At 44.6% G+C, this 14,696-nt stretch carries 15 protein-coding genes; 3 read left to right on the forward strand and 12 right to left on the reverse strand.

The genetic code is table 11. From position 1 onward, the window contains the following. Window positions 1–8: 8 nt before the first annotated feature. The 5 genes from NSS82_RS23530 to NSS82_RS23550 all read right to left on the reverse strand — a co-directional run bounded on the left by NSS82_RS23530 (window position 9) and on the right by NSS82_RS23550 (window position 4,393). On the reverse strand, window positions 9–1,262 hold the full coding sequence (locus NSS82_RS23530) for an aspartate kinase (RefSeq protein WP_036682855.1): 1,254 nt from the start codon (window positions 1,260–1,262) through the stop codon (window positions 9–11). Window positions 1,263–1,455: 193 nt separating this feature from the next. After that, the gene (locus NSS82_RS23535) at window positions 1,456–2,004 is read right to left on the reverse strand and encodes a dihydrofolate reductase family protein (protein ID WP_076273505.1); all 549 of its coding nucleotides are present in this window, start codon (window positions 2,002–2,004) and stop codon (window positions 1,456–1,458) included. A gap of 147 nt (window positions 2,005–2,151) precedes the next feature. Continuing rightward, window positions 2,152–2,709, reverse strand: a complete 558-nt coding sequence (gene efp, locus NSS82_RS23540) for an elongation factor P (protein ID WP_038572538.1) — start codon at window positions 2,707–2,709, stop codon at window positions 2,152–2,154. 47 nt (window positions 2,710–2,756) lie between these two features. Beyond that, window positions 2,757–3,827, reverse strand: coding sequence for a M24 family metallopeptidase (locus NSS82_RS23545; RefSeq protein ID WP_076273504.1), 1,071 nt, complete (start codon window positions 3,825–3,827; stop codon window positions 2,757–2,759). A 74-nt stretch (window positions 3,828–3,901) separates the two neighbouring features. Next, entirely contained in the window at window positions 3,902–4,393 is a 492-nt protein-coding gene (locus NSS82_RS23550) for a YqhR family membrane protein (RefSeq protein ID WP_036682865.1), read from the reverse strand. A 114-nt stretch (window positions 4,394–4,507) separates the two neighbouring features. Between NSS82_RS23550 and NSS82_RS23555 the strand changes: the two genes are divergently transcribed. Then, window positions 4,508–5,548 carry a DUF1385 domain-containing protein gene (locus NSS82_RS23555; protein ID WP_370510857.1) on the forward strand — a complete coding sequence of 347 codons (1,041 nt, stop codon included), beginning with the start codon at window positions 4,508–4,510 and terminating at the stop codon, window positions 5,546–5,548. Window positions 5,549–5,555: 7 nt separating this feature from the next. Then, complete coding sequence (locus NSS82_RS23560; RefSeq protein ID WP_036682871.1) at window positions 5,556–5,894, forward strand: hypothetical protein; 339 nt, start codon at window positions 5,556–5,558, stop codon at window positions 5,892–5,894. A gap of 87 nt (window positions 5,895–5,981) precedes the next feature. On the opposite strand, the gene NSS82_RS23565 is transcribed toward NSS82_RS23560, so the two are convergent. The 3 genes from NSS82_RS23565 to mntR all read right to left on the reverse strand — a co-directional run bounded on the left by NSS82_RS23565 (window position 5,982) and on the right by mntR (window position 9,377). Beyond that, window positions 5,982–6,911, reverse strand: a complete 930-nt coding sequence (locus NSS82_RS23565; RefSeq protein WP_036682875.1) for a patatin-like phospholipase family protein — start codon at window positions 6,909–6,911, stop codon at window positions 5,982–5,984. An 88-nt stretch (window positions 6,912–6,999) separates the two neighbouring features. Beyond that, complete coding sequence (locus NSS82_RS23570) at window positions 7,000–8,688, reverse strand: family 10 glycosylhydrolase (protein WP_076273503.1); 1,689 nt, start codon at window positions 8,686–8,688, stop codon at window positions 7,000–7,002. Window positions 8,689–8,951: 263 nt separating this feature from the next. Continuing rightward, entirely contained in the window at window positions 8,952–9,377 is a 426-nt protein-coding gene (gene mntR, locus NSS82_RS23575; RefSeq protein WP_036682880.1) for a transcriptional regulator MntR, read from the reverse strand. 201 nt (window positions 9,378–9,578) lie between these two features. On the opposite strand from mntR, the gene splB reads away from it, so the two are divergent. Then, window positions 9,579–10,655, forward strand: coding sequence for a spore photoproduct lyase (splB, locus tag NSS82_RS23580; protein ID WP_036682882.1), 1,077 nt, complete (start codon window positions 9,579–9,581; stop codon window positions 10,653–10,655). Between the two features lie 20 nt (window positions 10,656–10,675). On the opposite strand, the gene NSS82_RS23585 is transcribed toward splB, so the two are convergent. The 4 genes from NSS82_RS23585 to NSS82_RS23600 all read right to left on the reverse strand — a co-directional run bounded on the left by NSS82_RS23585 (window position 10,676) and on the right by NSS82_RS23600 (window position 14,536). After that, window positions 10,676–11,389 (reverse strand): cytochrome c biogenesis CcdA family protein, encoded by a 714-nt coding sequence (locus NSS82_RS23585; protein ID WP_036682883.1) that lies wholly within the window; start codon window positions 11,387–11,389, stop codon window positions 10,676–10,678. 191 nt (window positions 11,390–11,580) lie between these two features. Then, window positions 11,581–12,384, reverse strand: coding sequence for a metal ABC transporter permease (locus NSS82_RS23590; RefSeq protein WP_036682884.1), 804 nt, complete (start codon window positions 12,382–12,384; stop codon window positions 11,581–11,583). Between the two features lie 378 nt (window positions 12,385–12,762). Beyond that, window positions 12,763–13,512, reverse strand: coding sequence for a metal ABC transporter ATP-binding protein (locus NSS82_RS23595; RefSeq protein ID WP_036682888.1), 750 nt, complete (start codon window positions 13,510–13,512; stop codon window positions 12,763–12,765). A gap of 34 nt (window positions 13,513–13,546) precedes the next feature. Further along, entirely contained in the window at window positions 13,547–14,536 is a 990-nt protein-coding gene (locus NSS82_RS23600; RefSeq protein WP_256718580.1) for a metal ABC transporter solute-binding protein, Zn/Mn family, read from the reverse strand. Between the last annotated feature and the right edge of the window lie 160 nt (window positions 14,537–14,696).

Here is a 14,696-nt window from a genome sequence, read left to right on the forward strand (position 1 = left end):
AACGGCTCTTAACGACGATCCTTAGGACCACCAACAAAGGCCTGCTCAGTTGTATCCAGATTATAAGCGGTGTGAAGCGCCTGAATGATCGATGGCAAATTGCCGGATTCGATTACACAAGAAACCTTAATCTCTGACGTGCTGACCATCTTAATGCTTACTCCCTCTTGGGAGAGTACATCAAACATTTGAGCTGCAACACCAGGATGGCTAACCATACCCGCGCCAACAATAGAAACCTTCACGAGGTTATCCTCGGACGTTACTTCACGGTAAGGTAAAGTTTTATGGATTTCTTTAATTACTTCCTTCGCACGATCCAGTTCATCAAGTGAAACTGTAAATGAGAAGTCAGCCTGCTCATTCTGCACACCACTTTGTACAATGATATCTACGTTTACGCCTTCTTCAGCCAGCTTGCCGAAGACTTGAGCGAGTACACCCGGTACATCAGGTACTCCTAGAATACTGACACGTGCTACATTCTTATCATAAGCAATCCCACTAACTACGACTCCTTGCTCCATGCTTGCTTCCTCCTTCACAACAGTACCTTCATTATGATTAAAGCTCGATCTAACGACCAGCTTAACTTGATGACGCTTAGCATACTCCACTGCACGCGGATGTAGTACCGCCGCTCCCAGATTGGCAAGCTCTAGCATCTCATCGTATGAGATTTCGTTCAGCTTGCGGGCTGTTTTCACAATGCGTGGATCTGTAGAATAGATACCATCAACGTCGGTATAAATCTCACATACATCTGCTTGAATAGCAGCCGCAAGGGCTACAGCTGTCGTGTCCGATCCTCCGCGGCCCAGGGTAGTGATCTCACCATCCAAAGTCATCCCTTGGAAACCGGCAACGATAACGATCTGTTCGCGTTCCAAAGACGCTACTACACGGTGTGGATCAATATCATTGATACGAGCTCTACCGTGGGTTTCGTCTGTACGGAACCCGGCCTGCCATCCTGTATAAGATACTGCATTCCGCCCGATCCCATGAAGAGCTATGGACAAAAGAGCAACGGAAATCTGCTCTCCTGTTGTCATCAGCATATCCATTTCACGTGCAGGCGGCTGCCCGTTTAATTGCTTCGCCGTATCGATCAAATCATCTGTTGTATCCCCCATAGCAGATACAACTACAACGCAGCGATGTCCCTCATCCTGCTTGTCTGCGATGCGCTTGGCAACACGTTGCATGCGTTCTGTGTCGCCGACGGAGCTGCCTCCGAATTTCATAACATAAAGTGACAAAGTCCCACTCACTCCCCATATCGGTCTATGTAGTTGCTTCTAATCGGTTTCCCGCTTTAAACCAGTATAATACGAAAATAGCGTAATGCGTTAATGATTTCATTAAAAAATTATTGATTTTCCAGAAGCTAACAAAAAGATAAGGTCAGCTTCAACACACTAGCTGACCTCATTTCACTCGTCTTCCAATATTTCAATGGGAAGCTGGTCGATAAGTCAAGGCCATCACTCCAGAACTGAATCTTTTGGAGTCCACTAGCTCCAACGTCTTCTCTTCACCAACGTTATCGAACAGGCGCTGACCGCTACCCAGCAGAATCGGGAAGACCAGAAGCTGATATTCATCGACAAGACCAAGCTGCATGAGGCTCTGCGCAAGCGTACGACTGCCAAAAACGAGAATATCTCTCCCCGGCCGCTCCTTCAGCTTGGACACCTCCTGAGCAAGATCGCCCTTGATCAAGCTTGAATTGCTCCATGTTGTTTCTTCGAGAGTTGTGGAGACTACGTACTTAGCGTATCCATTCATCATTTCACCGTACTCACCCGTCTGCTCAACCATATTTGGCCAAGCCTCTGCAAAACCTTCGTAGGTTGTCCGTCCTAACATTAGAGCGTCAGCAGCTTTCAGTTCAGCAAATTTGAAATGCTCCTGTTCTTCACTTGCGAATGAGAAGGTCCATTGTGGATTTTCCATAACACCATCAAGGGATATGAACTCAGATATAATTAATTTTCTCATATGCGCCTCCTTCTAATCCTTTAATTCGTAAGTATAATATCCCACACCCATACTGTTCCTCATGCATCCTCGTTTATATACCAAAAACCCCCCACCGTAATAACGGGGGAGGCTGATTGGTTATAAGTTCGGCAAGTATGATGCTTCCTACGCGCGGGAGATATATTTACCTTCGCGAGTATCAATAAGCAGCACATCTCCTTCATTGATGAACAAAGGAACTTGTACAGAATGACCTGTTTCAAGCTTGGCCGATTTAGTAGCGCCTTGAGCTGTATTTCCCTTCACACCTGGCTCAGTTTCAACAACCTTCAGCTCTACACTGGTAGGCAGGTTGATCCCAAGGATTTCACCTTGGTAACTGATGATGTTTACAGTCATGTTCTCTTTAAGGAAGTTCAATTCCCATTCAAGCTGCTTGCTGGACAATTCGAATTGGTCATAGGTTTCGTTGTCCATGAAAGCATGCTCAGATCCGCTTGCATACAAATATTGCACGCCACGGTTCTCAATAATAGCACGGCCAATAGTTTCACCTGCACGGAAAGTACGCTCTACAGTGTTACCATTGCGCAGGTTTTTCAGCTTAGAGCGAACGAACGCTGCACCTTTACCTGGTTTAACGTGCTGGAAATCAAGAACGGTAAAAATATCACCGTCCACCTCTACGGTCAAGCCTGTCTTAAAATCGTTTACTGAAATCACTAAAAATCCCTCCTGAATTCGATAATTAAACCACTACTTTTTCATACTTACAGTACTGTATATTCTTTGGACGAATGGGTCAGCAGCGATATTCCGCTCTCGGTGATCACAACATCGTCTTCAATACGTACTCCGCCAATCCCCGGCAAATAGATACCTGGTTCCACAGTAACCACCATTCCCGGCTGCATGATATCGTCACTCAGCTTGGACAAACGCGGCCATTCATGAACTTCCATTCCAAGTCCATGACCCGTGCTATGTCCAAATTGATCACCATATCCGTAGCTAGCGATGATATCACGTGCCAGTGCATCACATTCCCGTCCAGTCATACCCGGTTTGATATGTGCCAACGTATGTAGCTGAGCTTCCAGCACAATATCATAGATTTCTTTCAGCTTCGGATCTGGAGCTCCGAGTGCAATGGTACGAGTCACATCTGAGCAGTATCCATCGAGTAATGCGCCGAAATCAAGCGTAATAAATTCATTACCTTGAATTACACGGCTGCTTGCTACGCCATGCGGCATGGACGAACGTTCACCTGAAGCAACAATCGTATCAAACGATGACGCAGTTGCCCCGTGGGTACGCATATAGAATTCCATTTCCAAATCGACGTCTCTTTCAGTCATGCCTGGTTTGATCACATTCAGAATATGATTGAATGTAGCATCAGCCAGATCAGCTGCACGTTGCATAACAGCAAGCTCTTCAGCATCCTTGAACATACGGAGGTCTTCCACGGCTTTGGAAACTGGAACTAACACTGCCGGCTTAAGGGCTTCCGCATATGAGGTATAAGCGCTGAATGAGACATCATCCTGTTCGAAACCAACACGTACCTCACTGCCTGTTGGCAGCAACTCGCGTACTGTATCAATAAATTTAGGACCATGCTCTACAACCTTAACTCCTACCGCTTGATCCGCAGCCTGTGTCATGTACCTGAAGTCAGTTAGCAGATAACAATCATCGCTTGTCACCAATACATAACCGGACGATCCGGTAAATCCACTTAAATAGCGGCGGTTATAACCGCTGGTTATCAACATTGCTTCCAATCCTTTATCCTGCAAAACCTTACGCAGCTTGGAGACGCGCTCGTTACCCATTTTCATTCTCCTCTCGAAATAGCCACATTGTATTTTAACATAGGGATATCCCCTTGAGAAGTTTTTTCGAGCCGTTAGGCAAGTGCAGTCGCTTGCTCACGCTTTCGTTCGTCGGTATACTCAATCGCCGCTGTGTATCCAATGAACATCCCCCAAAGTAAAAAAAGGCAGAACTCACTAATCACAGTGTTCCACGGCAGCTTAAAAGGCGGCTGCATAAGAAACATTTGCGAGCCGGGAATAAATATAACTACCCACCACAAAACACCATAAACCAATCCTGGCCAAGGTCCCTTCAGCTTGCGCAGAATAAGCACATATAGCAGTGAGGCTATCACTGAAAATAAGATGAAAAACAAATAACCCACGAGATGTCCATACATTGTTGTCAGAAAAGTATGTTTAAAAAACGGCTCTGCTAAATAACCAGGACTAACCTTGGTAAAGCTGAACCAGTAGATTAACCAGTGCAGCCCTCCCCAAATCAAACCTGCGAAAAAACCTAATTCGAGCGCAAAAAACCAAATATTAGTATGATCTGATTGTTGTTGATGTGATTTGCTCATAGAATTGCCTCTCTTTCCGTATTTTTAATAACGATTTGTCTCTCCTTGTCCATATAAGGTAGTATGTGCAGCAAAAGGCGATCCAACTAGTAATGTCTTCAAAAATTAGTTACAATGTATTATATAAATCATATTAATTACGGGAAGGTGAATTGGTTGTCCCAGGAAACTCCCAGCTATGGCGGCCAAGCCGTCATTGAAGGCGTCATGTTCGGCGGCAAGCATATTAATGTAACAGCCGTGCGACGAAAGAATCAGGAGATTACATTTTTGGAGGTGCCAAGAAGCGATAAGAGCTGGGTCACTAAACTGCGCAAGATTCCGCTGCTTCGCGGCCTTGTCAGTATTATAGATGCCAGCGCCAAAGGCTCTAAGCACTTGAACTATTCGGCTGAATCCTATGCCGAAGATGAATTGGAACCCGAAGAACTGGCGAAAGAGAAAGCTAAGCCGAAGAAAAAGGACGAAGGCTGGAGCCTCGGAATGATTTTTGGCGTTGCTGTAATGGGTATTCTCTCCTTCTTATTCGGAAAGCTCATTTTTACGCTTGTCCCAGTATTTGTCGAAGATTTTTTATTCAAGAATGCATTTGATAACTATGTACTGCACAACCTCATAGAAGGCGGCATTAAAATGGTTCTCTTGCTGGTCTATTTATGGGCGATTTCGCAAACACCTGTGATCAAGCGGCTATTCCAGTATCACGGTGCGGAACACAAAGTCATCAGCGCCTTTGAAGCAGGCGAAGAGCTGACTGTCCAGAACGTTCAGAAATACAGCCGTCTGCATTACCGCTGCGGAAGCAGTTTTATGATGCTGACGATTATCCTCGGCGTTATTATTTACTCCGTAGTACCATGGGATAATCTTTGGGAACGTGTGATCCAACGGATTATTCTGCTGCCTGTCGTAATCGGTGTTTCGTTTGAGGTTCTGAAGGGTACCAACGCAGTAAGAGAAATTCCAGGTCTCAAATACTTGGGATATCCTGGACTATGGCTGCAGCTGCTCACTACCAAAGAACCAAAGGATGATCAGGTAGAAGTATCCATCGCCTCTTTCAATCGTATGCGTGAGCTTGATGCAGAGATTGAAGCCAGAGGATATACGGAGGCAAGTGTGTCAGGCGGCATATTGGATCCTGCGAAAGGATGAGTGTCCTATGATCAGGCATGCTTTAATTTTTTGGATTTCAGTAATTCTTGCAATATTCGGTTTTGTGATTGGAGTCTTGACTGAGCCTTTCTACACGCTGTCGAAGCTGATTCTCCCCTTAGTACTGTTAGCGATTATCTATTATGCTTACAAAATGGGACCAGGGAAATACGCACGCAGCAGTAATGGATCTAGAATCAAAGTCAAACCTTCGCAGAAAACCATGACCAAGGTAGCTGGGATTCGCAAGACACAAGCAGCACCAGGCAAACGCAAAAGTTATCCCTTCCAAGTCATCGAAGGAAATAAAGGGAAAAACGATGATCAGCTTCCGAAGTACCATTAACTAAATTATGACAAACACCAAAAAGCATCCCCACGTTTCAAAATAACGTGCGGGATGCTTTTTTTCTGATATTATGAAGCTTGCTTGTTATCGGGGGCGCCATTCCTTAAAGAAGTCTTCCCCTGCTTTCAGTCCGGCGGCATACAATTCGTCGCTTTGCATCTTCGTAATATTAAATTGGGTCGTGCCGATACCAAGCGTTGGGATGGTTACTGTGCGGACATATTTATCATTTTCAATATATTTCTCATCATGAGCAGACAGCATGGTACTGACCATAGCTTGCAGCATACTGAATGGTCCCCTAATCCTGTGGGGCTGCGGGTCGGTTTTACCTACTGTTTGATACCCTACCGTAGGGATTCTTTTCCCCGGCACTTTACTATTCTCATTCATCCCGTCAAATAGCCATAAAGGAAAATTGCTTAATAATCCTCCGTCCACAACGTATACAAATTGCTCAATAAAAGACTTCCCTCTAGCGGACTGTCCATTTAACCTGAGCATCACTGGATCAAAAAAATAAGGAATACTGCAGCTCATACGGACAGCCTTAGCCACCTCAAAATGTTCAGGAGAGATTCCATACTGTTCCAACCCATCTGGTAAGACCAATATCCGGCCATTGGTAATGTCAGAAGCAATTATAGATAGTTTGCCTGGAGGCAGATCACGAAAAGTGATAATTCCCTTTTTAAGCAAAAGCGATCTCATCCACGATTCCAAGGCTTCACCCGAATACAATCCCTTCTTCAATAACACTCGCAGTGCAGGACCTACCCAAGCCGTATTATAAATGGGAGCTCGCTTCATAAACGATGAAAAAGAAGTTCCTTGGATAATCCGACTCATTTCCTCACCTTCATAACCCGCGGCCAGTAAAGTCGCTACAATCGCGCCTGAGGAGGTTCCAGCGACCTTTTTAAAGGTTCGCCCCGCCCTTTCCGTGGCTTCAACTGCTCCAGCGAGAGAAATCCCTTTTACTCCCCCTCCTTCAAACACAGCGTTAATCTCCATACACAAAAATCCCCCGTTTCCCATAGATTCTATTGCTTATCTATGAGCACGGGGGAGTATTCATGACTCCTTATCTAGAACAGTTATCTTATTTGGACTGAAAATAAAAGGTCAGCGAATTTGATAATCCAAACGGATTGCGGACTACAATGTCATTTGCTCTGAACATAATACTGCCTGCAACCTCTTTATATTTCTCATTATATTTAAGCTGGTTGATGATTTGGTCGCCACTTTGCCATTCTGCTTTCTGGTCACTTGCTCCAACCTTATAAGCAGCTTGCCCAATATAGAGCTTAACATTCGTATTCTCTACTTCTTTAACCCACCAATCTACTAGCTTATCGTAGCGGGCAGTGCTAAAGGACAAACTCCAATAAATTTGCGGTGCTACATAGTCAATCCAGCCTTGCTTGATCCATGTCCGAACATCGGCGTACATATCGTCATAAGCGGTAACTCCAGCTGTGGTATCCGAACCTGTGCTGTCTTTTTTGATATTACGCCATACACCAAACGGACTAATTCCATAAGAAACCTTCGGTTTCACCTTATGAATCTGTTCTCCCAATTGACGGACGAATTCATTAATATTATCGCGGCGCCAATCCGCCTTAGAGGACAGGTTCTTCGTGTTATAAGTCTTATAGACAGTATCATCAGCAAAAGATACACCTGAAGGATAGAAATAATCATCCAAATGGACACCATCTACATCATAGCCTTTGACGACCTCTAACACTGTATCGATAATATGCTGGCGGGCTGCTGGGATCCCTGGATTGATGTATTTTTTACCTCCGGCGTCTACAATCCATTCCGGATTTGATTTAGCCACATGATTACTTGCTAATGCAGATGTAGAAGCATCCGTTGTCGCGCGGAATGGGTTGAACCATGCATGGAACTGCATACCGCGTGAATGTGCAGCGCTGACCATATAGCTCAACGGGTCATAACCCGGATTTTTTCCTTGTGTGCCGGTCAGCACCTTAGACCAAGGAACTAGAACAGAAGGGTATAGGCTGTCTGCTGAGGTTCTAACCTGTACATAAACAGCATTAAAACCAACAGCTTTTAGCTTGTCCAGCAGATTATCAAATTCTTGTTTTTGTTTCGCTTCGTTACCTGCAGAAGCTACTGAAGGCCAGTCCAGATTAAATACTGTAGAGATCCAGGCTCCCTTCATCTCCTTGTTAGCCGACGCACCAGGGATACTTGGAACTGTTGGCGAGGTCGGTTTTGGAGTCGCTGTAGGGGCTGGGGTCGGCGTTGGCGTAACGACTGGAGTCGCTGTAGGTACTGCTGGCGTTTCCGGATCAGCAGCCTGCGGCGGCTCTGTATTAGAGTACAAAGAAATATGTTTGGTAGCCTGATCCCAGATAACCTGTAACCCCAATTGCTCACTTACAAAACGAAGCGGCACCATAACCCGTCCCTGCTTAATCTGTACTGAGGTGTCGAGGGCTACAGAAGCATTATTAACTAATGCACTTTTCTGGCCACTGGTCAGCTTGATCTCTGTATCTCCTTGCGTGATTGTAACTGTCTTACTGCTTTGATTCCAAACTACTCCAGCACTCAACCCTTTACTAATGACGCTAATTGGCACCATCGTTACATTCGAAGCTGTGATATACGGCGGCACATCGCTTGCCAGCGCCTCGCCATCCAGTTCAATGGTAATCTGCACAGCTGCCGCACGTGCCCCAGGAGACCATAAAGGCAGAAACAATACTAATACTAGCAATCCCAACATCCATTTACGATAATTCATAATTCCTCCCCAAATCTAAAATAATATGTATCCAATAAAAAAAGAAAAAACGGATCAATCCTCCAAGTTGATGTACCGATTCCACCCTTCAAAAGAGCGGTATCAATCTCAGCCAGAAAAAGGACTTATCCGTTTTGACGCTAAAAACTGGGAAAGGTTGCACTAAACAAAATAGAAACGGCTATACCATCAAGTAGTTTATGCTCACCAAAGCCTTGCTGGGCATAACTTTAAGGACGGTATCCGTTTCGGGAAAAAACATTTCAAGAATCGCTTGCCAGTTCATTGTGAATAGCATATAAAGTCTGCAGACGTTCTTCATCGCGGCGGAAATATTCCACCAACGTTTCGATACGTGTAATCGAATCCCAACTCAAGTGGTGCTCGATCCCTTCAACATCATTATAGATAAATTCCTGCTGTACTCCGATCAAACCGAGGAATTCTTCCAATAGTTGATGACGATCAACAAGACGTTTCCCTACTTTTTTCCCTTTGTTGGTTAGGACAAGCCCACGATATTTCTCATAGATGAGATATTCGTCCTTATCCAGTTTTTGGATCATCTTGGTCACAGAGGAGGGGTGTACTTCCAGTCCCTCGGCAATATCTGAGACCCGCGCATAACCTTTCTCATCAATGAGCTTATATATGCGCTCCAAATAATCCTCCATGCTGGGTGTTGGCATTAAAATTTACCTCTTTTCTATAATGAACCTGGCGCCGAGCCAAACCTTGCTCTAACAATGATACATGTTTCTAACGCCCCTTGGCAAGTCCTTCAAGAGAACATGCTGAGGAGTTACCGAGTTACCCATGATTGCCATGCTTCTAATGAGACTCAGTTAGGCATAATAAACTTACTCATCTTTCAGAAGGAGCGTGAATTCATGACTATAGTGACGCCTGAGACCCCTCCCGTAAAGAGAACCAGAAAAGCTACAGCCCTTTTTGTCCCCGAGCTTGTTTTCTTCGAGCCGGATGCTTTAAATTACCCGAAAGGTGAACGGATCATGGAATGGGTGAAGGCTAACAATATTCCCTATCGCATGACTACATCGCATAACCGCATAATGAATTTCCCGGGTGACACAGAGGTCGAGCAATATAAAATTGCCAAAAGAACACTTGTAGTCGGCCTGCGCAAAACCTTAAAGTTTGACCAATCCAAACCCTCCGCAGATTATGCAATTCCGATCGCAACTGGCTGCATGGGCCACTGCCATTATTGTTATTTGCAGACTACTTTAGGTGCAAAGCCTTACATTCGTGTATATGTAAACACCGAAGACATCATTGACGCCGCCAAAAAATATATCGAGGAGCGTAGCCCTGAAATCACGACTTTTGAAGCAGCCTGTACCTCAGATCCATTAGGACTGGAGCATATTACCGGATCTCTGTCAGAACTCATCACATTCATGGCAGCGGAGCCCCTTGGCCGCCTGCGCTTTGTGACCAAATACCAACATGTTGAACCTCTACTCGATTTGCAGCATAACGGACATACCAGAATTCGTTTTAGCGTAAATGCTGACTATGTGATCAAAAATTTCGAGCCTGCTACCTCGCGGTTTGAAGAGCGAATTGAAGCGGCTGGAAAGGTCGCACGTGCCGGCTATCCACTGGGCTTCATCATTGCCCCAATTATTTGGTATGACGGCTGGCAGGAAGGCTACGCGGAGCTGCTGGCCAAATTAGCCAAGACCCTCCCGCCGGAAATAGGAAAAGGTCTAACCTTTGAAATGATTCAGCACCGATTCACCAAAACAGCCAAGACTGTAATTGAGAAACGTTACCCGAAATCTAAACTAGAAATGGACATGGAGAAACGTAAAAAGAAATGGGGCCGCTGGGGACAGAACAAATATGTCTATCCGGATGAACAGCAAACCGCCCTGCGAGAATTTATCACAGAGCGGATTTTCGAGCATTTTCCTGAAGCAGGTATTGATTACTTCACCTAAGCTCTAAAAATTCTTGTATTTTAAAAAATTAGCCAATCCGGCGTTATTCCTTGTAGCCACACTGTTATCCGGAACATTTGATCCGTGAACAGCAAAACACCCATAAATACCATTAGGACGCCGCCAATCTTCATCAGCAGATTCGAATACTTAAGGATACGCTTCACTCCGCCAAGGAAAAAGGCTAAAAGAAAAAATGGCAAAGCAAATCCGATGCTATACGCGGTAATCAATGTAAACCAAGTGCCTGGATCGCTTGCCGACAGTGCAATAATTGCCGTCAAAATCGGTCCGATACAAGGTGACCAACCAGCAGAAAAACCAATCCCGAAAATAAAGGAGCCCACATAACCCGCCGGTTTCCATTTTAAATCAAGCTTCCGTTCGCGAAGTAGAAACTGGGGCTGAAAAATCCCAAGCAAAAATAAACCCATTACAATAATTAGAATCGCCGACAATTGCCGGATCAGATCACGCTGGCCATTAAAGAATTGCCCGAATAACCCAGCCCCAAAACCAAGTGTGTAAAAAACAGCAGAAAAACCTAATATAAATGCCAATGTATGAGTCAGGGTGCGTATACGAACCTCTTTAGAGTTGCTGCCTGATTTTAATTGTTGAACGGATAACCCGGTAATATACGATAAATAAGAGGGGTACAGCGGTAAGCAGCATGGCGATATAAACGATGCCACCCCTGCAGCTAAAGCAATTCCTGCATTGATATTAGACAAAATAGCGGCTCTCCTTCCGGCATTCGAGTCACTTCATGGAGCTGCTTATGGCTCCTTTTTTTAATATAAGAAAGGATTAATTTCTCATTATTACTTTTCTTATATTTCACACCTAAACGCTTATCGTCCTTACAAGGACACCGAAGGCGTTTACGCTTGCCTAATGCGATACCGATTACTTAATTCGCTGTTTATGCTGGCAATCCCTTTTTACCGATCAAGGTTAATACCAATAATGATATGAGCAAAAGCACAATAGTTGCACCGGGAGCCAAATTCCACACTCCAGCTACTACTAGTCCTCCTACAACGGCAATCTCCGAAATGATAACCGCCAGGATGACCGAGGATTTAAAGCTACGAGATAGCAATAAGCTGATTGCGACCGGAATAGTCAACAAAGCAGATACTAATAGCGAGCCCACAATCTTGATCGCTGTGCTAATCACAAGTGCTGTCAGGATGGTGATCAGCATGTTAAGCAGCTTCACCGGCAGCCCACTTACACTTGCTGCATCCTCTTCAAAGCTAAGCAAAAAGAACTCTTTAAAGAACATCGATACTACTACTACAACAGCTATAGTCACTATGCCTACCACGATCAAATCAGTATTATCGAGCGTATAAATGCTGCCGAACAAATAACTCATTACGTCCGCATTATAACCTTTTCCTAAGGTGAAAAAGAGTGAAGCCAACGCCACTCCGCCCGACATTATAATGGCAATCGACAGCTCCGCATAACTCTTATAAGCCTTGCGAAGCTTTTCAATCGCGAAGGACGCTACCACTGCAAAGATAAGGCCTGCGCCCAGCGGATAAAATCCTGTTAGAAAACCGAGTGCCACCCCCGCTATAGTAACATGAGCCAGCGTATCACCAATCATGGATAATCGTCTAAGCACAAGAAAAACGCCTATAAGCGGCGCTGTTATACCAATCAGCAGTCCGCCCGCAAGCGCCCGCTGAAAAAAATCGCTAAATAGTATTTCCAACTTAAACTCTCCTTCATACAAACTCAAACCATTTTAAAACCATTTTAAAACCTTTTTCAAACCTTTTTCAAACCTTTTTCGATCCCTCCCAAACCCTCCCTTCCAAGGGAGGGCCCCAAGGGCTCTGCCCTCTGGACACCCGTTAAGTGCAACTAGCGTAGGAGTTAGTGTTACTGAACATAGATAGGTCGGGGAAAGATCGCTTTCGTCCCTAAAGGGACACGCTTGTACTTTGGTGGTGCTTAGGTAAGAGAAAATAAGAAATAGGAACAAGGTTAAAATACCTCTTAATAAAACCATGTCTACTGACTAACTTCCACACGCAAGTTATGTATGCCCTGAGAACAGAGGCACCCCTGTTCAGAGTTCAATTATGACTTAAGAGAGCGTGTGCTGCAGGTTCTCTTCTGTGCAATTCTGGAGATCATGTGAGTGGCGGGAGTAAAAGTTGATTTTACCATTTGTCTGCACGGGCTCATGACCTAAATAATTTTTAATCATGTCGATATCATGCGACACCATCAGGAAGGTCATATGATGATGAGCATGCATATGCGTAATTAATTCAAAGAATCCCGCTTGTGATTCGGCATCAATACCCACGGTAGGTTCGTCCAAAATCAGCAGGTCAGGATGGTTAATCAGCGCCCGAGCCAGAAAAACACGCTGCTGCTGACCGCCTGACAGCTGGCCTACTCTTTTCTCCGCAATATCTTGTATCCGCATGACTTCAAGTGCATCCTCACATTGACGATGCTGAGCCTTAGATACTCTGCGGATCAGATTCTTGTTATTATATAGACCTGACAGAACTACTTCACGCACCGTTGCTGGAAACAATGGGTTGAAAGCATTTTTTTGCGGAACATATCCGATCCGTTCCCAGTCTTTAAACTTGCGGACAGGCGTTCCGAATAATTTAATTTCACCACTGCTCGCCGGAAGCAAGCCGACGATCATTTTCATCAATGTTGTTTTACCAGCACCATTAGAACCAATGATACCAAGGAAATCTCGTTCTCTTACACTATAGTTAAGATTCGATATCACCTTCTGTTCCCCATATGAAAAAGAAAGATCCTGTATATCGATGATATGCTGATGGCAGTCCAAGGATACCGATTGCATGCTTAAGTACCGCCTTTCCCTTATACTTTCCTTATTATTGTAAGGCCATAATCAGATTTTGCAAATTTTTCTCCATCAGAGTGAAGTAATTATCGCCGTTCTTCTCTTGCTCCGCAGTAAGTCCCTCTACCGGATTAAGCACCATAGTGGAAACGCCCGCTTCGGCTGCCAGAGTCTTAGCCAGTTTATCGGAGACAAGCTCTTCAAAAAAGATATACTTAATACCTTCATCTTTTACCATTTTCGCAAGCTTCACTAAATCCTGTCCGCGCGGCTCGGCGTCCGGCGAAAGTCCCATAATCGCATGCTGATCCAATCCATAATCACGGGCAAGGTAAGAGAAAGCCTGATGCGATACTACGATCTTATGGTTGGGCAGCTTAGCAAGCTCCTCTTTGAATTTACTATCTAATGCCTGCAGACGTTCAGCAAGCTTATTGTAACGCTCTTCATAACCTTCTTTATGCTCAGGATCCACGGACTGAAGGCTTTCTTTAATATTCTGAGCCATAGTAATGGCTGATTTTGGACTTACCCAAGTATGCGGGTCCGTATGCAGGCTGTCTCCTGAGGCATTACTGTTATGATCCGTATCCTCATTTTGATGAGAATCTTCCTCACTTGCCCCATGATCATGCCCGTCATCTTCATCGGTCATGATATAATCAATACCTTGGCTTACTTCAACCGCCTTAACTTTACTGCTGCTATCAAGGCCTTTTAAAAAGTTAGGGACCCAGCCTTCTAAGCCTGCACCGTTATATAGAAATAGCTGTGCCTTAGAAGTGTTGATAATGTCTTGACTGCGCGGTGTCCAATCATGTGGCTCCACACCCACTGGAAGCAGGTTAATAGCATTGATATCTTCCCCGCCAATCTCCTTAGCAAACTCGTAAATAGGATAAAAGGTTGTAACTACATTTACTTTCCCTTCAACTATACTTCCACTGCTCTTAGGTCCGCATGCACTTAGTGTAAATACCAGTACCAGTGCAAGGACGAGCAAAATTATACGCGATTTCATTGCTGCCATTATATTGATCTACCCCTCAAATCGTAAATTTTACTATTAGTAGTATAATAGTAATCGTTACGATAAGTCAACAAAGTATCCAAAAAGAAACGGCAATATCGCCTTTAATAAAAAAGGAATGCTCCCACAACCAACCCGGCTGAAGGAGCAT

The sequence above is a fragment of the Paenibacillus sp. FSL H7-0735 genome (genome assembly GCF_038008505.1).
Taxonomy (GTDB): Bacteria; Bacillota; Bacilli; order Paenibacillales; family Paenibacillaceae; genus Paenibacillus_AQ; species Paenibacillus_AQ odorifer.